A 17,557-nucleotide genomic window follows, 5' to 3' on the forward strand; every position below is an offset into this window, starting at 1 on the left:
CGGGGTTCTTTGCTGGCTGGGCAGGGCGTCTCAGGCGCCGCAATCGTTCTGCAGGGTGGCCTGGGTGATGTTGCTGTCCGCCGGCACGCTGCGGGTCAGCCAGACGTTGCCGCCGATGACCGAGCCCCTGCCGATGGTGATGCGCCCGAGGATGGTCGCGCCGGCGTAGATCACCACGTCGTCCTCGACTATCGGGTGGCGCGGCTGGCCCTTCTGCAGGTTGCCCGACTCGTCCGAGGGGAAGCGCTTGGCGCCCAGGGTCACCGCCTGGTAGATGCGCACCCGCTCGCCGATGATCGCCGTCTCGCCGATCACCACGCCCGTGCCGTGGTCGATGAAGAAGCTCTTGCCGATGGTGGCGCCGGGGTGGATGTCGATGCCGGTGGCCGAGTGGGCGATCTCCGCGATGATGCGCGCCAGCAGCGGCAGGCCGTTGCTGTAGAAGTAGTGCGCCAGGCGGTGGTGGATCACCGCATGCACGCCCGGGTAGCACAGCAGCACCTCGTCGACGCTGCGCGCGGCGGGGTCGCCCTGGTAGGCGGCCAGCACGTCGGTGTCCAGCAGCACGCGCAGTTGCGGCAGCGCGGCGGCGAAACCCTTGACTACGCGGATCGCCTGGCACTCGCTGTCGCCATCGTCGGCGCTGCCGTTGCGGGCGGCGTAGCCGAGCTCGCGGCGCACTTCGATCACCAGCGCGTTGAGCGCCGTGTCCAGGGTGTGGCCGACGTAGAAGTCTTCGCTCTCCTCGCGCAGGTCGGTGGGGCCGAGGCGCATGGGGAAGAGGGCGCCACTGATGGCTTCGATGATCTGGCCGACCGCGACGCGCGACGGCAGTTCGCGACCGCCACGGTCCTGGGTACGGCCATGGCGGTTGCGCCACTCGGCGCGGGCGGCGCGCAGTTCGGAGACGATCTGGTCCAGCTGCCAGCTGACCTTGGGGCAGCCGCTGGGGCCGGGAGTGAACTTGTTCATGGTTGATCCTGTTGGTGCGCAAGGCTGGCGATAGCCTTGCGCAGGAGGGCGCTTCTCGGCAAGAAGATTCGCAGCGGATCAGTCGGCGGGGATCAGCCCTTCGGCTTCCTGGCGGCTCTTCATGCTGGCGGTGGTGCCGATGGAGGCGAGGATGATGGCGCCGATGGCCAGCCATTGCAGCAGGGACAGGCGCTCGCCGAGGAACAGCAGGCCGGAGAGGGCGCCCAGGGCCGGCTCGATGCTCATCAGCGTGCCGAAGGTGCGCGCCGGCATGCGGGTCAGGGCGTACATCTCCAGGGTGTAGGGGATGGCGGTGGAGAGCAGCGCCACGCCGAGCGCGGTGGGGATCAGGGCGAGGTTCAGCAGGTCCGTGCCGGCGTGCACCATGCCGAAGGGCGCGGCGACGAAGGCGGCCACCATCACGCCCAGGCAGGCGCTCTGCATACCGTGTTCGGCCCCGGCGCGCTGGCCGAAGATGATGTAGAGCCCCCAGCAGACCCCGGCGCCCAGCGCATAGGCGGCGCCCAGCGGGTCGATGCCGGCGGCGCCTTCGCCGATGGGCAGCAGCAGCGCCAGGCCGGCCACGGCCAGGGCGATCCACACGAAGTCCAGCAGGCGTCGGGAGGACAGGATCGCCACCGCCAGCGGGCCGGTGAACTCCAGCGCCACGGCGATGCCCAGCGGCACCGTTTGCAGCGACATGTAGAACAGCAGGTTCATGAAGCCCAGCGCCGAGCCGTAGGCCAGGACGCTGCCCAGGGCGCCGGTGTTGATGCGGGTGCGCCAGGGGCGCAGCACCAGCAGCAGGAAGAGGGCGGCGAAGATCAGGCGCAGGCTGGTGGTGCCCTGGGCACCGATGACGGGGAAGAGCGACTTGGCCAGGGAGGCGCCGCTTTGTACCGAGGTCATGGCGACCAGCAGGATGCCGACGGGAAGCAGCGTCGAGGTGAGGGGGCGGGAATTCATGAAAGGGTCCGGATCAGGCAGTGGCGAGGAGGTGACGCTTGTTCTGGTTGGTTATGTGCAACATAATGCGCAAAATTCACCCTTTGAGCAATATATTGCCCAGCACCATGGACCGACCCAACGTACTCGAACACGTCTCCGGCAATGTGCGCCGGCTGCGCAAGGAACTCGGCCTCAGCCAGGACGCCCTGGCCACCGCCTCGGGGGTGAGCCGGCGGATGATCGTCGGCATCGAGGGCGGCGATGTGAACGTCAGCCTGGCCACCCTGGACCGCATCGCCGAGGCACTGGGCGTGCTCTTCCCCGACCTGGTGCAGGCGCCGAGCCGGCCCGACCGCTCGCGCATCGAGGCGGTCGCCTGGGTCGGCCGCGACCCGCGCAGCCGCGCCACCCTGCTGGCCAGCGCCCCGGCGCGGCGAGAGGTCGAGCTCTGGGCATGGTCGCTGGAACCGGGGGAACGCTATGTGTCGGAGGCCGACGCCGAGGGCTGGCGGGAGATGGTCTATGTCACCGAAGGTGAGCTGATCCTGGAACTGCCGGGCGGCGAGGTGCGCGTCGGCGCGGGGGACTTCCATGTCTTCGCCAGCAGCCAGCCCTATGGCTATGCCAACCGTGGCGAAGTCGCGGTGCGTTACATCCGCAACGTGGTGAGCTGAAGCCTCACCCCCGGTCGATGCCGTCGTCGTTGGCGGCCTCGTCCGGCTCGCCGTCATCGTCGTCGTTGCTGCCGCTGAAGGCTTCCATGCACACCAGGCTGTGCGGGCCCTGGTCGTCATGGATCGTCCAGGCGCCCTTGTCCCCGTCGAACCGCGCCGCCAGGACCTGCTCCGCGCTGAACTGCCAGCGGCGCTGGGTACGGCCATCGACGCACTCGACCAGCAGGGCACCGGCGTCCAGCTCGAACTGCCAGGCGTGCAGGCCATCGATCTCCAGCATGTCGCTGTTGGCCAGGCGGTTGAGGAGAGTGATTTCGTTGCTCATGGGCGGGGCTCCCGGGGTGAATGGCCGGCGATGATAGTGCAGCGCCGGCCCGGGTGCGACCTCAGCGGGTGCGCAGGCCTTCCAGCAGCGCTTCGTGGAACACCTCCGGCGCCTGGATCTGCGGCGAATGGCCGAGCTCGGCGAAGGTCACCAGGCGGGCATTGGGGATGCGTTCGACGGCTTCCTGGCCGAGCACCTTGTAGTTGCCCAGCCGGCCGCGCAGCGCTTCGGGCGCGGCGTCCTTGCCGGGGGCGGTGTTGTCGGTCTGGCCGATGAGCAGCAGCACCGGTATGCGTAGTTTGTCGAACTCGTGCACCACTGGCTGGGTGTAGATCATGTCGTAGGTCAGCGCCGAGTCCCAGGCCACCGCCTCGCGCCCCGTGCCGCGGTACATGCCGGCCTGCATCTCCACCCATTTGTCGAACTCCGGCCGCCACTGGCCCGAGTAGTAGGTGTTCTTCTGGTAGGTACGGATGGCCTCGTCGGTGGTCTTCAGCTCGCGCTGGTACCACTCGTCGACGCTGCGCCAGGGCACGCCCTTGGCCTTCCAGTCCTCCAGGCCGATGGGGTTGACCATCACCAACTGCTCGACCTGCTCCGGGTACTGCAATGCATAGCGGGTCGCGAGCATGCCGCCCATGGAATGGCCCAGAAGCGTGACCTTCTCCAGCCCCAGGCTGGCCAGCAGCGCATGGGTGTTGGCCGCCAGTTGCTGGAAGCTGAACTGGTAGCGCTGCGGCTTGCTGGACTTGCAGAAACCCACCTGGTCCGGCACCACTACGCGGTAGCCGGCCTGGACGAGTACCTGGATGCTGCCCTCCCAGGTGGCGCCGCAGAAGTTCTTGCCGTGCAGCAGCACCAGGGTGCGGCCGTTGGGCTTGCCGGGCTGGACGTCCATGTAGGCCATCTGCAGTTGCTCGCCCTGGGATTCGAAGGCGAAGCGCTTGACCGGGTGCGGGTAGTCGAAGCCCTCCAGTTCCGGTCCGTAGGCGGGCGGTTCGGCGGCGAGGGCGGGCAGGACGAGGCTCAGCAGCAGGGCGGTGAAGGCGATGCGCATGGTGGGGGCTCCTTGGTCCGGTACGGGGGTGGGCAAGGGTTTTGCCAGACAACGGTGCGCCGCGACAGGAAAAGCAGCCGTGGCGCTGTAACCGTTCTTTTCGATCAGGGCTTGCGGGGCTCGATCAGGCTGTCGGCTTCGCTGAGGTAGGCCTTGCCGGTCTTGCGCTGGTACAGGCACAGCTCGCGGCCCGCGCGGTTGTTCATGTGGGCCTGGGGGTAGCGGCCGCTGAGCACCAGGGCGGTGAGCCCGAGGCGATCGTCGAAGAGCACCGGCTTGCCGGCGGCCCTCACCTCCTTGAGACCGCTGAGCTGGGTACAGGCGGCGAGCATGCGCCTGTCCTGCTCCTGCCAGGCCTCGGGGGTGGAGGCCTGGGCGCCGGCGGCGCAGAGCAGCAGGGTGGCGAGCAGGGAGCGGTGAGTCTTCAAGGGCGTTCTCCATCGAGTGGGTCCAGCTGCGTAGACCGCGCGCATGGCCGTTCGTTTGCCGGCCCGGCCATGCGCCGGGTGCCTGCCGTCAGCGTTTCGCGTTGCCGGTCGCCATGCTGGCGAGCACGCCGTCACGGCGGATCAGGCCATGGAACAGCGCCGCCCCCAGGTGCAGCAGCACCGTGGCGAACAGCAGGTAGCCGAGCCAGTAGTGGGCCTGGCGCAGCACGGCGTAGAGCGCGGCGTCATGGGGCGCGATCGCTGGCAGCTGCAGCCAGCCGAGTACCACCACCGGGTAGCCGCCGGCGGACAGCATCGCCCAGCCCACCAGCGGCATCGCCAGCATCAGCGCGTAGAGCAGCAGGTGCGAGAGATGGGCGAGCCCGCGCTGCCAACCCGGGAGGTCGGCAGGCAGCGCAGGTGGTGGCCGACGCAGGCGTACCGCGATGCGCAGCAGCACCAGCACCAGCAGGACGAGGCCCAGCGGCTTGTGCAGCTCCACCAGCCAGGTGTGGCGGGTGGACAGGGTGATCACCATGCCGGCACCGATGAACAGCATGGCGAGGATGAGCAGCGCCATGGACCAGTGCAGCAGGCGGGCGAGGGGGCTGAAGCCCGAGGCGTGGCGGTTCATGGGTGGGCTCCTGCGGGGGCGGTGGGCGCACCTTCACGGGTGCGGCGGTTGAAGGACACTGCGTAGGCCGCCGAGCGGGCGGCGAGGATCGGGTCGTCCGAGGGCTCGATGCCGTCGGGGAGGATCAGCGGGTCGAAGTTGAGGTCGCGGCAGGCGCCCTGGTCCTCGGCCTGCGCCCGGTCGATCACCAGGGTGCCGGCGTCGATGCGCTGGCGCGAGGCGGGCCAGGGGCGGGACGGGTCATCGCTGGGGTCGCCGGCCTCGGCCAGGGTCAGCACCAGGTGCCAGCGCAGCGGCCCTTGTTGCAGGCGCTGGAACAGGTCGTGGGCGAGGAAGTCCTTGTCGTCCGCCTCACCGGCCAGCGGCTGGTAGGGCGTCTCCGGCTCCATGGCCCAGCGCACGTAGCGGCCATTGCCGTCGCCGTCCACCAGGCGGAAGGCGTTGATGCTGTTGTAGGTGGCGTTGGCGAAGCTGTTGGAGGCCTTGTTGTCCTTGGCCCACTGGCGGAAGGCGGCGCTTTCCGGGTGGGCGGTGAAGAAGGCCTGCAGGCGCGCCGGGTCCGGCTTGCCGGTGGCCGGGTCGGGCTTGGAGGCCAGCACCTGCTCGAAGAAACCCTCGATGCCGGAGACCGGCAGCACCGGTGGCGTGTTCATGCCGGTGCGCCATTCCTGGCCGCTGGCCGTGCGCAGCTGCAGCGCCAGGCTGCGCACCGGCACGCTGGCATCGGGCGCGTAGGGATTGCTGCCACCGATGGCCAGGCGCCCGACCACCGGCACTTCGCCCGGGGCGAACACCTCGGCGCGGGACAGCCCGGCGGCCGCACCGTTGCTGGCGAAGTGGCCGCTGACGCAGAGGCCCTTCGCGTGGTTCTTGCGGTAGCCGGGGTAGCTGCCGGCGTTGGCCTCGAAAGTATCGATGATGCGTTGCGGGGTCAGGCGCTGCGGGCCGATCCAGCCGGCGACGTAGGCGAAGGTGCCGGCCAGCGTGGCCAGGCCGAGGCCTATCAGCGCCAGGCGGCCCAGGGTCTGGGAGGGGGAAAGCGGGGGTTGGCTCATCGGTGGCTCCAGGGTGAGCGATCGGGTCGTCGAGCCCGTGGGACGAACGGGATGGAGATTTATTCCCGGCACCTGGAATAAAGTCGTTTCCCGGGCGTCTTCCTCGCACCCGATCCACGACGAGCCGCGCCACCCATGCACGACATCGATGACGACGAACTCCGCGAGCTGTTGCAGCGCCTGCGCCGCTTCGCCCTGTGGCTGACGCGCAACCCCGCCAGCGCCGACGACCTGGTGCAGGCGACCCTGGAGCGCGCACTGGACGGCCGTGCCGGGCCGCGTACCGACGGCAGCCTGCGCGCCTGGCTGTTCGCGATCCTCTACCGCAAGTTCCTCGACGGCCAGCGACGTGCCCGGCGCTATGCACGCATCCTCGAGTTCTTCGGCGCGGCGCCGGCCGAAGCCCCCTCCACCGAGGAACGGGTGATGGCGCAATCCACCCTCGAAGCCTTCGCCCGCCTGCCCGCCGAGCAGCGTGCGCTGCTGGTGCTGGTGAGCGTCGAGGGCCTGAGCTACAAGGAGGCCGCCGTGGCCCTGGACGTACCCATCGGCACCGTGATGTCCCGCCTGTCCCGTGCGCGCAAGGCCCTGCGCGAGCTGGCCGAGGGCGAAATCGCCAACCCCCCGCTACGGATACTCAAATGAATCGCCTGGAACCCAGTGAGAACGACCTGCACGCCTACCTGGACGGCCAGCTGGACGCGGGCCAGCGGGCCTGGGTGGAAGCCTGGTTGGCGAGCGACCCCGAGGCGCGCGCTCGCGTGGACGCCTGGCGCCGGGATGCCCAGCAACTGCGGGCCGGCCTTGCCAACCTGGAAGCACGCCCGGCCAACCCGGCGCTGGACCCGCTGGCGATCCGCCGCTCCCTGCGTGCGCGTCGGCGCCAGCGCCTGGCCACGGCCGCCGCGCTGGTGCTGGCCCTGGGATTCGGCGGCCTGGGCGGCTGGCAGGCCCGTGACCGCACGCTGCTGGCGGAGAACCCGCCGATGCAGGACGCCCTGGAGGCCCACCGCCTGTTCGCCACCGGGCAGGCCAGCGTGGTCGATGTCGCCGCCCGTGATCCGGGGCAGTTGCAGGCCTGGCTGGACCAGCGCTTCAGCCATGCCTCGCGCATCCCCGACCTCGCGCCCTACGGTTTCCACCCCGTGGGCGGGCGTCTGCTGACCAACGAGCAGGGCGCCGCGGCCATCCTGCTGTTCGAGGACGTGGGCGGGCAGCGCATCAGCCTGTACCTGCGCTCGCCCGGTTCGCTCTACGCCGAGATGCCCGCCGGCAGCCGCCGTGATGGCGAGCTGGAAGCGCGCTACTGGTCGCGCGATGGCTACAACTACGCGCTGGTCGCGCCCAACGATGATCCGCGCAGCGAGGTGGTGCAGCGGGCGTTCTCGTTGTAAGGGGCGAACCGTAGGTTGGCGCCGAGCGCAGCGAGGCCCAACGCGGCGATGCTCGGCCCCGCTCCGAGTGCTATCTGTAGGAGCGGCTTCAGCCGCGAAAGACCCACCGCCGGTACAGGGCTGCGAGTGGCCAGGCACTTCATCGCGAATGAATTCGCTCCCACAGAGTCCAGCCACAGCTTCGCGAGCAGAGCTCGCTCCTGCGGTTTCGTAGGGCGGGGGGCTCGTGGGTGCACAGTGGTGCTGTCTGGGAGCGCGAATGGTGAACGGATGAAGCGTCGTCCACGCGGGCGTGTGGGCGACGTGGATGTGGGGGAGCCCCGCGCCGAGTGGCACGGGGCGGGCATTCACATGCCGTTGGCGAAGGCCGGGATGCTCAGGTCGATGGTTTCGCGGACGGGCTTCAGCGCGCTGGCGTACTTGGCCAGGATGTCCAGGTCGTAGTCCATGCGTGCACGGATGCGCTGGTCGTCTTCACCGGCCACTTCGGCACCGTTGAGCACCTTCTCCACGCCGCGCACGATCAGGTGCTCGGGCAGGTAGCAAAGGCGGCAGTTCTTGTAGCTGGAGGCGCGCAGCTCGCTGATCGGGTAGCCGCCGCCGATGCCCGAGGACACGCCTACCAGCAGGCCCGGCTTGTGGGCCAGTTCCGCCTTGCTGGCATAGATGAAGAAGTTCTTGATCGCCGGGCAAGCCATGCCGTTCCACTCCGGGGCGATGACGATCACCGCGTCGGCGGCCTTGAGCTGCTGCTGGAATTCGGACCAGGGGCCCGTGTCGTCGGCCGGCCACAGGGGCAGCGGCCGGGCGCCCAGGTCGATGACGCTGGTGTGGGCTTCGCTGGCCAGTTGCAGTTCCACCAGGCGCTGGCGAATGAAGCGGGCGACCTTGCCGGACTGGCTGTTGGCACGGCTGGAGCCGGCGACTATGGCGTAGTTGAGCATCTCGGGTTTCCTTGCTGAGGGATGACGCAGGCTAGCTGGCGGCGAAACGGCGGACAAGCACCGGCGCGTCAGTCGGGCGGGCAAATGGTGTCAGGGCGCAGTGGACGCCCTGGCGCGGGCGTCCACTGGTTCGCATCAGACGCGGAACTGGTCCATCAGCCCCTGCTGGTGGTTGGCCAGGCGGTTGAGCGCCTGGCTGACCTGGGCGGATTCCTGGGCCTGGCCGGAGAGGGATTCGGTGACGTCGCGGATGGCGGCGACATTGCGGTTGATCTCCTCGGCCACCGCGCTCTGCTCCTCCGCGGCGCTGGCGATCTGCAGGTTCATGTCGGTGATCACCGCCACCGCGTCGCCGATGCGGTGCAAGGCGGCGACCGCGTGCTCGACCTGCTCGACGCTGCCCTGGGCCTGGCGGTGGCTGCTGTGCATGGAGCCGACCACTTCGCGGGTGCCGTTCTGCAGGCCTTCGATCACCTGGCGGATTTCCTCCACCGAGTCCTGGGTGCGCTTGGCGAGGTTGCGCACCTCGTCGGCGACCACGGCGAAGCCGCGCCCGGCTTCACCGGCGCGGGCCGCCTCGATGGCGGCGTTGAGCGCCAGCAGGTTGGTCTGCTCGGCGATGGCGCGGATCACCTCCAGTACCGAGCCGATCTGCTCGCTGCTGCTGGCCAGGCCCTGGACCTCCTCCATGGCGGCGCTCATCTCGCTGGCCAGTTGCTCGATGGCGCTGGTGGTCTTGCCGATCACGCCCAGGCCGTCGCGGGTGGCATGGTCGGCGCCGCGCGCGGCTTCGGCGGCCTGGGCGGCGCTGCGGGCGACGTCCTGGGCGGTGGCGCTCATCTCGTGGGAGGCGGTGGCGACCTGGTCCACTTCGCGGTACTGCTGCTGCATGCCGGCGCTGGTCTGGCTGGCGATGGCGGCGGACTGGTCGGCGGTGCTGCGGGCGTCCTGCACCGAGCGCTTCACGTCGGCGATGATCGGCTGCAGCTTGTCGAGGAAGCGGTTGAACCAGCCGGCCAGTTCGCCCAACTCGTCCTGGCGCGCGTAGTCCAGGCGGCGGGTGAGGTCGCCTTCGCCGCTGGCGATGTTCTTCAGCATGGCGGCCACCCCGAGGATGGGCCGGGTCACGCCCAGGGCGGTGAGCCACACCAGCAGCAGGCCGACCACGGCGGCGGCGAGGCCGATCAGGGTGGCCACCAGGCTGCTGGAGGCGCTCTGCTCATCGAGTTGTGCCTCGAGCTTCAGGGCCGGGCCCAGCAGGACCTTGTCCGGCACTTCCAGCAGCACGCTCCAGGCGGCGCTCGTGGGGATCGGCTTGAACGGCTGGATGACGCGCAGGACGCCATCGTGGTCGATTTCGGCGGATTTGCCGGCCGTGACCACCGCGGCGATCTCGCCGGCGTCGGTGCCGAAGGCCTTGTCCAGCTTGAGGCTGAGCTGCGAGGCGTCGCGGCTGTGGCCGGCGAGCAGCCCGGTGGGGCTGATGATGCTGACCTGGCCCTGGCCGTCGTAGAGGTCCTTGCTGCCATCGATGCTGAGCTGCTGGAGGCTGTCCAGGCTGATGTCCAGGCCCATGACGCCGATCACCTTGCCGTTCAGCTCCAGGGGGAAGGCGATGCTGGTCATCAGCACCTTCTTGCCGCCGACGTCGTCGTAGTAGGGCTCCAGCACGCAGGAGTCGCGGGTCTTCAGCGGGCAGGTGTACCAGCTGTTGTAGGGCATGCCGCTGGCCATGGGGCTGCTGTCGCCGAGCAGCTCCTCGGTCATGGATTCGGACTCCAGCTTGCCGGGGGTGGCCTGCGACCAGTAGAGCGAGAAACGGCCCTTGTCGTTGCTGCCCAGCTCGGCCTGGTCGATGAACAGTTCGTCCTTGCCGTCCAGGGCGTTGGGCTCGAACACCAGGTAGAGGCCGAGCAGGTTGGGGTTGGCCTCCAGGCTGGTCTTCACCTGGCGGGTCATGTCCTCGCGCAGGTCGAAGGCGTCGAGGAAGCGCTTCTCGGCCTGGTCCTTGAGGAACAGCACCTGGCGCGAGAAGCCCTTGCCGTACTGGTAGGTGTCCATGAAGTAGCGCTGGATGCGCAGGGCCTGCAGCTCGCCACGGGCCTGCATGCGCTGGCGTGCGCTCTGGTCGAGCATCTGCGAACTGGCGGACTTCACCAGCTCGGCGCTGCGTTTGGACTGGTAGAGCGAGGCACCGACCAGGAGGGTCACGATGGCCAGCAGGCAAAGGCCGGCGAGCAGGGTGATCTTCCACTGAATGGACAGGCGACTGAACGGCATGGGGCTTTCCTTCTATCTCGTCGGACTGCAAGCCGCTATCGGCGCGGCAGGGAAAAACTTGATGCGCCTGCCATGGCGATGCGGCTCCATACGGAATGCATGGGAGCGGCGAATTTGGATGCAAATATTATGCACAGGGCGTCCAGTATTTCGCACGGCGTTTCTTTTGACACCCGCCCGCTCATTCGGCAGAGTACGCGGCTTTTTTTGCGGGACACCGCAAGGCGGGAGAGAAGCGGATGAATGCGGTGATTGTAGCTGTCGCCATCATGCTGGTGCTGAGCCTGTGCCGGGTGCACGTGGTAATGGCCCTGGTGATCGGTGCGCTGGCGGGTGGCCTGCTCGGCGGCCTGGGTGTGCAGGGCACGCTGGATGCCTTCAACAAGGGGCTCGGTGGTGGCGCGACCGTCGCCCTGTCCTACGCGCTGCTGGGGGCTTTCGCCGTGGCCATCGCCCGCTCCGGGCTGGCCCACGCGCTGGCCGACGGCATCGTCGGCCGGGTCGTGCGTGGCGGGGAGGCGGGCGGCGCTGCGCTGAAATGGGTCCTCATCGCCCTGTTGCTGGGCGTGGCGATCTCCTCCCAGAACATCCTGCCGATCCACATCGCCTTCATCCCGCTGCTGGTGCCGCCGCTGCTGTATGTGCTGACGCGCCTGCAGATCGACCGGCGCCTGGTGGCCTGCGTGATCACCTTCGGCCTGATCACCCCCTACATGTTCCTGCCGGTGGGGTTCGGCAACATCTTCCTCAACGAGATCCTGCTGGCCAACGTGGCGAAAAGTGGCGTCGACGTTACCGGTGTGAATGTCACCGAGGCGATGTTGATCCCGGCGCTGGGCATGGTGGCCGGCCTGTTGCTGGCCGTGTTCGTCAGCTACCGCCGCAAGCGCACCTACGACCTGGCGCTGATCGCCCGCGCCGAGCAGGTGGAGGCGAAGTACGACCGGCGCAGCCTGGCGGTGGCGGGCGTGGCCATCGTCGTCGCCTTCGTGGTGCAACTGTGGCTGGACTCGATGATCGTCGGTGCGCTGGTGGGCTTCCTGGTGTTCTCGCTGTCGGGCGTGGTGCGCTGGAACGAGGTCGACGACCTGTTCACCCAGGGCATGAAGATGATGGCCATGATCGGCTTCATCATGATCGCCGCCGCCGGTTTCGCCGAAGTGATGCGCGCCACCGGCCAGGTGACCAGCCTGGTGGAGGCGTCCGCCGCGCTGATCGGCAACAGCCGGGCCCTTGGCGCGCTGCTGATGCTACTGGTGGGCCTGCTGGTGACCATGGGCATCGGCTCTTCGTTCTCCACCGTACCGATCATTGCGGCGATCTTCGTGCCGCTGGGCATGCAACTGGGCTTCAGCCCACTGGCCATCGTTTCCATCGTCGGCACCGCCGGTGCCCTGGGAGATGCCGGCTCGCCCGCCTCGGACTCCACCCTGGGCCCGACTGCCGGCCTCAATGTCGACGGCCAGCATGATCACATCTGGGACACAGTGGTACCCACTTTCCTGCATTACAACCTGCCGCTACTGGCATTCGGCTGGGCGGCGGCCATGCTTCTCTGACAGCCACCGTGTTGCCCGGCTGAACGTTGGTGCCCACCAACCGCTACAGCTATTCACGGGGCTGCCGATAAGCGGTCGATCCCGCCTCGTTTTCCCGGCCTGCCTCCCTTCAAGGAATGGAAATATGCGCCTGACACTCAAATCCAAGGTCCTGCTGCTGGCGCTCGCGCCGGTGATCCTCTTCGCCCTCGTGCTCAGTGGCGCCGCCGCCAAGGTGCTGCTCAACCTGGCGGAAGGCGAGGTGAAGGAAACCCGCGAACGGCTGATCCAGGAGAACCGCCAGGAGCTGCAGCACTACATGCAGATCGCCCTGGGCTCGGTCCAGACTCTCTATGACGCGTCCTCGGCCAACGACATGGCGGCCCGGGACCAGGCCATCGAGATCCTCAAGAAGATCAAGTACGGCAAGGACAGCTATTTCTTCGCCTACGATTCGCAGGTGATCCGCCTGTTCCGCGGCGACAGCCCGGTGGACGTGGGCAAGAGCTTCTCGGGCCGCAAGGACGTCAACGGCGTGGCCGTCAACGACGAGCTGGTCCGGGTCGCCAAGGACGACAGCCACTACGTGTTCTATCACTCGCCGCTGCCGGGCAACGAGAGCGTGCAGGTACCCAAGCTCGGTTACACCTACTACCTGCCCAAATGGGACATGGCACTCGGCACCGCGGTCAACCTCGATGGCGTCGAGGCCCAGGTGGCTGCGGTGCAGGAGGCGATCGACGCACGCATCAGCACCATCCTTACCAGCATCGCGGTGATCGCCGCGATCCTGCTGGTGGTGTTCGGCATCGTCGGCACCGCGCTGAGCAACGCATTCCTGCGTCCCTTGCAGCAGATCAAGGCCAACCTGGACGACATCGCCGCGGGTGAAGGCGACCTGACTCGCCGCCTGCCGGCCAACAGCCATGACGAGCTGGGTGAGCTGGCGGGGTCCTTCAACCGCTTTGTCGAGAAGATCCACGGCCTGGTGCGCCAGATCGTCGATATGACCGGCCAGCTTACCGGCCTGGTGGGTGAGGTCTCGGCACAGGCGCATCGCTCCGAGCAGGCCATGGAGCGCCAGCGCCACGAGACCGATCAGGTGGCCACGGCGATCAACGAGATGTCCGCCGCGGCGCACGAGGTGGCCAAGAGCGCCCAAGGTGCCGCAGAGGCTGCCCAGCAGACCGACCAGGAAGGCCAGGCGGCGAAGAAGGTGGTGGATGGCAGCATCACCCGCATCCATGCGCTGGTGGGGGACATCCGCGAGAGCGGCGCGTCCCTGGACAGTTTGCAGCAGGACGTGCAGTCGATCGTCAGCGTGCTGGGGGTGATCCGTTCCATTGCCGAGCAGACCAACCTGCTTGCGCTCAACGCCGCCATCGAGGCCGCACGTGCTGGCGAGGCGGGCCGAGGCTTCGCCGTGGTCGCCGACGAGGTGCGCGCGCTGGCCAGCCGCACCCAGCAGAGCACCCAGGAAATCCAGGGCATGATCGACCGCCTGCAGCAGGGCACACAGGAGGCTGTGACCTCCATGCGCCGCTCCAGCGACGCCGGCGACATCACCAGTGAACAGGCCAACCAGGCCGGCTCCTCGCTGGACGCCATCGCCCAGTTGATCGGGACCATCAATGCGATGAACGCGCAGATCGCCAGCGCCGCCGAGGAACAGACGGCCGTGGCCGAGGAGATCAACCGCAGCGTGCACCAGATCGCCGTCGCCGTTGACAGCGTCGCCGACGAGACCCAGCAGGGCGCACAGACCGCCCGTAGCCTGGCGGCCCTTGGTGAGCGCCTGGGGGCCCTGGTGCGCCAGTTCCGCATCTGATTCCTTTCAGTGGGCTCCCGCGTTCGCAGGGAGTGACGTGGGTGGAAATCCCGTTTCCCCGTCATCCCCGCGAGCGCGGGGATCCACTGGAGAACCACGCCCCCATTCGCCACGCCCACAAAGTCTTCGCACTTTGCCCGCTTCGCGGCGGACTAATCAGGAACCCCACCTGACGGCGTCCGCTCCATGTCCGAATCCCGTTACCCCCTTGAAATCCGATCGCTGATCCTCCTGCTGGTCCTGGTGACCCTGGCCTTCGGCTGGATTCTCCTGCCGTTCTACGGCGCGGTGTTCTGGGCGGTGGTGCTGGCGGTGGTGTTCAGCCCCCTGCAACGGCGGCTGGCCCTGAGGATGGGGGGACGCGGCAACCTGTCGGCGCTGATCTCCCTGGGCGTCTGCCTGCTGGTGGCGATCCTGCCGGTGTTCCTCATCGCCGCGCTGCTGGTGCAGCAGGGGGCGGATCTCTACCAACGGCTGGATTCCGGCGAGCTGGACGTCGGCTCCTATGTCGCGCGGGTGCGCGAGGTGCTGCCCGAGTTCCTTCAGCACCAGCTCGACCGTTTCGGCCTCAACGATTTCGACGGGCTGCGCGACCGCATCGCCAGCGGCGCCATGCAGGGCAGCCAATTCATCGCCACCCAGGCGTTCTCCATCGGCCAGGACACCTTCCAGGTGGTGATCGGCTTCTTCCTCATGCTCTACCTGCTGTTCTTCTTCCTGCGCGATGGCCTGGACATCGTCCGTGGCATCCGCACGGCGGTGCCCCTGGGGGACAACCACAAGCGCCGCTTGCAGATCAAGTTCACCCGCGTGGTCCGTGCCACGGTAAAGGGCAACGTGGTGGTGGCCGCGCTGCAGGGCACCCTGGGCGGGCTGATCTTCTGGGTGCTGGACATCCCCAGCGCGCTGCTGTGGGGCGTGATCATGGCGTTTCTCTCGCTGTTGCCGGCGGTGGGGTCGGGGATCATCTGGGCGCCGGTGTCGGCCTACCTGCTGCTTTCGGGCAGTACCTGGCAGGGCGTGGTGCTGGCGGTGTTCGGGGTGCTGGTGATCGGCATGGTGGACAACGTGCTGCGCCCCATCCTGGTGGGCAAGGACACGCGCATGCCGGACTACCTGGTGCTGCTCTCCACCCTGGGCGGGTTGTCGCTGTTCGGCCTCAACGGCTTCGTCATCGGCCCGCTGATCGCCGCACTGTTCATGTCCAGCTGGGACCTGTTCACCAGCACCCGGCGCCAGGTGAAGCTGCCCTGACCCTCGCTCAGCGCAGGATGCGGCGGAAGGTCAGGCTGATGCGCGGCCCGGCTGACGCAACCCGGGGAATGGCGTGCAGCCAGTGGGCCTGGACGGCCTGGTCCATATACAGCAGCGAGCCCGGCGACAGCTCCCAGGTGACTTCCCGCTGGCGGTCCGCCTTGCTGCGGAAGTGAATCGGCCGGGCGCTGCCGAGCGAGAGGATGGCGACGCCGGTATCGGCAGCCAGTTCGGAGCAGTCGTCGGAATGGAAGCCCATCGAGGACTGGCCGTCCTCGTAGAGGTTGAGCAGGCAGTTGTTGGGCAGGAAGCCCAGCCGTCGGTGCAGCCGTTCGCACAGGGCCTGTAGGGCGTCCGGTAGCGAGGTGGCGGGGTAATCGATCTGCGAATAGTTGTAGGCGACGCCAAAGCTGGCGGTGCGGCGGGCACGCATGCGCGTGTCCCACTCGACGCTGGCCACCAGGTGCTGGAAGAGCTCGTCGGGGGCGTCGAGGAAGCCGGGGTCGAACGAAAGGTCTGGCGTGTCGTGCATGGGGCGGCATCCTTGCTGAAGGGGGGATTGTATGCCGGGGACGGATGCTCTGCATCGCCGGAGGGCAATGGTCGGGCCGGGGTGGGGGAGGGCAGCGCGGAGGCGTCGCCGGGGTGTTCGGGCCGCGGATGAGCTTCCCGTTTTCCACGCAAGAAAAAACCCGGCCAAGGCCGGGTTCTTTCATTGCAGCGAGTAGCTTCAGTGTGCGAGTGCCACCAGGCCGGAGTGCTGGACCAGGTCCAGCAGCGGCTGCGGGTAGACGCCGAGGAAGAAGGCCAGCAGGGCCACGAACAGCAGCATGATGCCGCCGGCGCGTTGCGCCCAGTGCAGGTCGGCGTCGTGGCGGCGCAGGTTGGGCTCCACCAGGAACAGGGTGACCATCACCCGCAGGTAGTAGAAGACGCCGATGGCGCTGCCCAGGACCATCACGCCCAGCAGCAGCCACAGGCCCGACTCGACACCGGCGGCGATCACGAAGAACTTGCCGATGAAGCCCGCGGTGAGCGGGATACCGGCGAGCGACAGCATCATCACGGTGAGTACGGCGGTCAGGTACGGACGGCGCCAGAACAGGCCGCGGTACTCGTACAGGGCGTCGCAGTCGCGGCCGTTGTACGGGGTGGACATCAGGGTCACCACGCCGAAGGCGCCGAGGCTGGTCAGCACATAGGTGGCCAGGTAGACGCCGATGGCTTCCACGGCCATGCCCTTGCTGGCGATCAAGGCGATCAGCAGGTAGCCGAAGTGGGCGATGGAGGAGTAGCCCAGCAGGCGCTTGATGTTGTTCTGCACCAGCGCGAGCAGGTTGCCGAACAGGATCGAGGCGATGGCGATGGCGCCCAGCAAGTCGTTCAGCCAGCCGCCGGCGGTGGCCGGGGAGATCTGGTACAGGCGCAGCAGCACGGCGAACACGGCGACCTTGCTGGCGGTGGCCAGGAAGGCCGATACCGGTGCCGGGGCGCCTTCGTACACGTCCGGGGTCCACAGGTGGAAGGGCACCAGGGAGAGCTTGAACGCCAGGCCGATCAGCATCATGCCGATGCCCAGGTGCACCAGCATGTTCGGTGCGCCTTCGGTGGAGAACCTCGCACCGATGCCGGCGAAGCTCAGGGTGCCGGCGTCGGCGTAGAGCAGGGCCATGCCGAACAGCAGGAAGGCGGAACCGGCGGCCGAGAGCACCATGTACTTGATGCCGGCTTCCAGCGAGCGCTTGTTGAAGAAGGCGTACGCCACCATGCCGTAGACCGGCACCGAGAGCAGCTCCAGGCCGATGAACAGGCCAGCCATGTGCTGCGCGGTGACCAGCACCAGGCCGCCGCAGGCGGACAGCAGGATCAGCAGGTACATCTCCTCGCGGTTGCCCGGGTAGCCCTGGCCGGTGTTGCCGCCCAGGTAGGCGTGGATCAGGGTGACGCAGGCGAGGGTCGATGCCAGCACCAGGCCCATGTAGTAGCAGCCGAAGGTGTCGATCCTCAGGAGCGGGGTGACCTCGATGGGCGTGACGCCCAGGGCCGGGATGATCGACAGCAGCGCCAGGTTGAGGCCGATCACCGAGAGCCCGAAGGTCAGGGTGTGGTTGCGCTTCCAGGCGATCGCCAGCATCACTACGACGACCGTGGCACAGGCGACGAGCAGCGGCAGCAGGGCGATCAGGTGTTGAGTCGTGAATTCCACAGCGTGATGTTCCATAACAG

At 68.1% G+C, this 17,557-nt stretch carries 17 protein-coding genes; 6 read left to right on the forward strand and 11 right to left on the reverse strand.

From position 1 onward, the window contains the following. Positions 1-30: 30 nt before the first annotated feature. Together epsC and rhtA are read right to left on the reverse strand one after the other, a co-directional pair. Positions 31-972 carry a serine O-acetyltransferase EpsC gene (epsC, locus tag PHLH3_RS13030; RefSeq protein WP_213629724.1) on the reverse strand — a complete coding sequence of 314 codons (942 nt, stop codon included), beginning with the start codon at positions 970-972 and terminating at the stop codon, positions 31-33. A gap of 78 nt (positions 973-1,050) precedes the next feature. Then, complete coding sequence (rhtA, locus tag PHLH3_RS13035) at positions 1,051-1,938, reverse strand: threonine/homoserine exporter RhtA (RefSeq protein WP_213629726.1); 888 nt, start codon at positions 1,936-1,938, stop codon at positions 1,051-1,053. 65 nt (positions 1,939-2,003) lie between these two features. Between rhtA and PHLH3_RS13040 the strand changes: the two genes are divergently transcribed. Beyond that, positions 2,004-2,594, forward strand: coding sequence for an XRE family transcriptional regulator (locus PHLH3_RS13040; RefSeq protein ID WP_213630540.1), 591 nt, complete (start codon positions 2,004-2,006; stop codon positions 2,592-2,594). 4 nt (positions 2,595-2,598) lie between these two features. Here the strand turns inward: PHLH3_RS13040 and PHLH3_RS13045 are convergent, their stop codons facing one another. The 5 genes from PHLH3_RS13045 to PHLH3_RS13065 form a co-directional block, all read right to left on the reverse strand. Beyond that, positions 2,599-2,919: a DUF5629 family protein gene (locus tag PHLH3_RS13045; RefSeq protein WP_213629728.1), complete on the reverse strand. Its 321-nt coding sequence runs from the start codon at positions 2,917-2,919 to the stop codon at positions 2,599-2,601. A gap of 61 nt (positions 2,920-2,980) precedes the next feature. After that, entirely contained in the window at positions 2,981-3,976 is a 996-nt protein-coding gene (locus PHLH3_RS13050; RefSeq protein ID WP_213629730.1) for an alpha/beta hydrolase, read from the reverse strand. 104 nt (positions 3,977-4,080) lie between these two features. After that, complete coding sequence (locus tag PHLH3_RS13055) at positions 4,081-4,404, reverse strand: hypothetical protein (protein WP_244863031.1); 324 nt, start codon at positions 4,402-4,404, stop codon at positions 4,081-4,083. Positions 4,405-4,492: 88 nt separating this feature from the next. Beyond that, entirely contained in the window at positions 4,493-5,038 is a 546-nt protein-coding gene (locus tag PHLH3_RS13060) for a cytochrome b/b6 domain-containing protein (protein ID WP_213629732.1), read from the reverse strand. Further along, positions 5,035-6,093, reverse strand: a complete 1,059-nt coding sequence (locus PHLH3_RS13065; protein ID WP_213629734.1) for a catalase family peroxidase — start codon at positions 6,091-6,093, stop codon at positions 5,035-5,037. The genes PHLH3_RS13060 and PHLH3_RS13065 overlap by 4 nt, the downstream gene beginning before the upstream one ends. Positions 6,094-6,228: 135 nt before the next feature. Here PHLH3_RS13065 and PHLH3_RS13070 point away from each other — a divergent pair, with 135 nt between their 5' ends. Both PHLH3_RS13070 and PHLH3_RS13075 read left to right on the forward strand, forming a co-directional pair. Further along, entirely contained in the window at positions 6,229-6,738 is a 510-nt protein-coding gene (locus PHLH3_RS13070; protein WP_213629736.1) for a sigma-70 family RNA polymerase sigma factor, read from the forward strand. After that, positions 6,735-7,487 (forward strand): anti-sigma factor, encoded by a 753-nt coding sequence (locus PHLH3_RS13075; RefSeq protein ID WP_213629738.1) that lies wholly within the window; start codon positions 6,735-6,737, stop codon positions 7,485-7,487. The genes PHLH3_RS13070 and PHLH3_RS13075 overlap by 4 nt, the downstream gene beginning before the upstream one ends. 347 nt (positions 7,488-7,834) lie before the next feature. Here the strand turns inward: PHLH3_RS13075 and PHLH3_RS13080 are convergent, their stop codons facing one another. Together PHLH3_RS13080 and PHLH3_RS13085 are read right to left on the reverse strand one after the other, a co-directional pair. Continuing rightward, the gene (locus PHLH3_RS13080) at positions 7,835-8,431 is read right to left on the reverse strand and encodes an NAD(P)H-dependent oxidoreductase (RefSeq protein ID WP_213629740.1); all 597 of its coding nucleotides are present in this window, start codon (positions 8,429-8,431) and stop codon (positions 7,835-7,837) included. Positions 8,432-8,566: 135 nt separating this feature from the next. Then, positions 8,567-10,711 (reverse strand): methyl-accepting chemotaxis protein, encoded by a 2,145-nt coding sequence (locus PHLH3_RS13085; RefSeq protein ID WP_213629742.1) that lies wholly within the window; start codon positions 10,709-10,711, stop codon positions 8,567-8,569. 239 nt (positions 10,712-10,950) lie between these two features. Between PHLH3_RS13085 and PHLH3_RS13090 the strand changes: the two genes are divergently transcribed. From PHLH3_RS13090 to PHLH3_RS13100, 3 genes are all read left to right on the forward strand, one after another. Then, positions 10,951-12,270: a Na+/H+ antiporter NhaC family protein gene (locus PHLH3_RS13090; protein WP_213629744.1), complete on the forward strand. Its 1,320-nt coding sequence runs from the start codon at positions 10,951-10,953 to the stop codon at positions 12,268-12,270. Between the two features lie 124 nt (positions 12,271-12,394). Beyond that, positions 12,395-14,077 (forward strand): methyl-accepting chemotaxis protein, encoded by a 1,683-nt coding sequence (locus tag PHLH3_RS13095; RefSeq protein WP_213629746.1) that lies wholly within the window; start codon positions 12,395-12,397, stop codon positions 14,075-14,077. Between the two features lie 186 nt (positions 14,078-14,263). Beyond that, positions 14,264-15,331 (forward strand): AI-2E family transporter, encoded by a 1,068-nt coding sequence (locus tag PHLH3_RS13100; protein WP_213629748.1) that lies wholly within the window; start codon positions 14,264-14,266, stop codon positions 15,329-15,331. A 7-nt stretch (positions 15,332-15,338) separates the two neighbouring features. Here PHLH3_RS13100 and PHLH3_RS13105 read toward each other — a convergent pair whose 3' ends face one another. Further along, positions 15,339-15,863 (reverse strand): alpha-ketoglutarate-dependent dioxygenase AlkB, encoded by a 525-nt coding sequence (locus PHLH3_RS13105; RefSeq protein ID WP_213629750.1) that lies wholly within the window; start codon positions 15,861-15,863, stop codon positions 15,339-15,341. Between the two features lie 198 nt (positions 15,864-16,061). Next, on the reverse strand, positions 16,062-17,537 hold the full coding sequence (gene nuoN / locus PHLH3_RS13110; RefSeq protein WP_213629752.1) for an NADH-quinone oxidoreductase subunit NuoN: 1,476 nt from the start codon (positions 17,535-17,537) through the stop codon (positions 16,062-16,064). Positions 17,538-17,557 lie beyond the last annotated feature (20 nt).

The organism is Pseudomonas sp. Pc102 (assembly GCF_018408275.1).
In the GTDB taxonomy this organism is placed as follows: domain Bacteria; phylum Pseudomonadota; class Gammaproteobacteria; order Pseudomonadales; family Pseudomonadaceae; genus Metapseudomonas; species Metapseudomonas tohonis.

What these genes read in the sequence shown, in the direction of transcription:
- PHLH3_RS13065 (WP_213629734.1), bottom strand. Translation starts at nt 6,093, where the DNA reads ATGAGCCAACCCCCGCTTTCCCCCTCCCAGACCCTGGGCCGCCTGGCG.
- PHLH3_RS13070 (WP_213629736.1), top strand. Translation starts at nt 6,229, where the DNA reads ATGCACGACATCGATGACGACGAACTCCGCGAGCTGTTGCAGCGCCTG.
- PHLH3_RS13080 (WP_213629740.1), bottom strand. Translation starts at nt 8,431, where the DNA reads ATGCTCAACTACGCCATAGTCGCCGGCTCCAGCCGTGCCAACAGCCAG.
- PHLH3_RS13075 (WP_213629738.1), top strand. Translation starts at nt 6,735, where the DNA reads ATGAATCGCCTGGAACCCAGTGAGAACGACCTGCACGCCTACCTGGAC.
- epsC (WP_213629724.1), bottom strand. Translation starts at nt 972, where the DNA reads ATGAACAAGTTCACTCCCGGCCCCAGCGGCTGCCCCAAGGTCAGCTGG.
- PHLH3_RS13085 (WP_213629742.1), bottom strand. Translation starts at nt 10,711, where the DNA reads ATGCCGTTCAGTCGCCTGTCCATTCAGTGGAAGATCACCCTGCTCGCC.
- PHLH3_RS13040 (WP_213630540.1), top strand. Translation starts at nt 2,004, where the DNA reads ATGCGCAAAATTCACCCTTTGAGCAATATATTGCCCAGCACCATGGAC.
- PHLH3_RS13105 (WP_213629750.1), bottom strand. Translation starts at nt 15,863, where the DNA reads ATGCACGACACGCCAGACCTTTCGTTCGACCCCGGCTTCCTCGACGCC.
- PHLH3_RS13060 (WP_213629732.1), bottom strand. Translation starts at nt 5,038, where the DNA reads ATGAACCGCCACGCCTCGGGCTTCAGCCCCCTCGCCCGCCTGCTGCAC.
- PHLH3_RS13050 (WP_213629730.1), bottom strand. Translation starts at nt 3,976, where the DNA reads ATGCGCATCGCCTTCACCGCCCTGCTGCTGAGCCTCGTCCTGCCCGCC.
- PHLH3_RS13045 (WP_213629728.1), bottom strand. Translation starts at nt 2,919, where the DNA reads ATGAGCAACGAAATCACTCTCCTCAACCGCCTGGCCAACAGCGACATG.
- rhtA (WP_213629726.1), bottom strand. Translation starts at nt 1,938, where the DNA reads ATGAATTCCCGCCCCCTCACCTCGACGCTGCTTCCCGTCGGCATCCTG.
- PHLH3_RS13090 (WP_213629744.1), top strand. Translation starts at nt 10,951, where the DNA reads ATGAATGCGGTGATTGTAGCTGTCGCCATCATGCTGGTGCTGAGCCTG.
- PHLH3_RS13100 (WP_213629748.1), top strand. Translation starts at nt 14,264, where the DNA reads ATGTCCGAATCCCGTTACCCCCTTGAAATCCGATCGCTGATCCTCCTG.
- PHLH3_RS13095 (WP_213629746.1), top strand. Translation starts at nt 12,395, where the DNA reads ATGCGCCTGACACTCAAATCCAAGGTCCTGCTGCTGGCGCTCGCGCCG.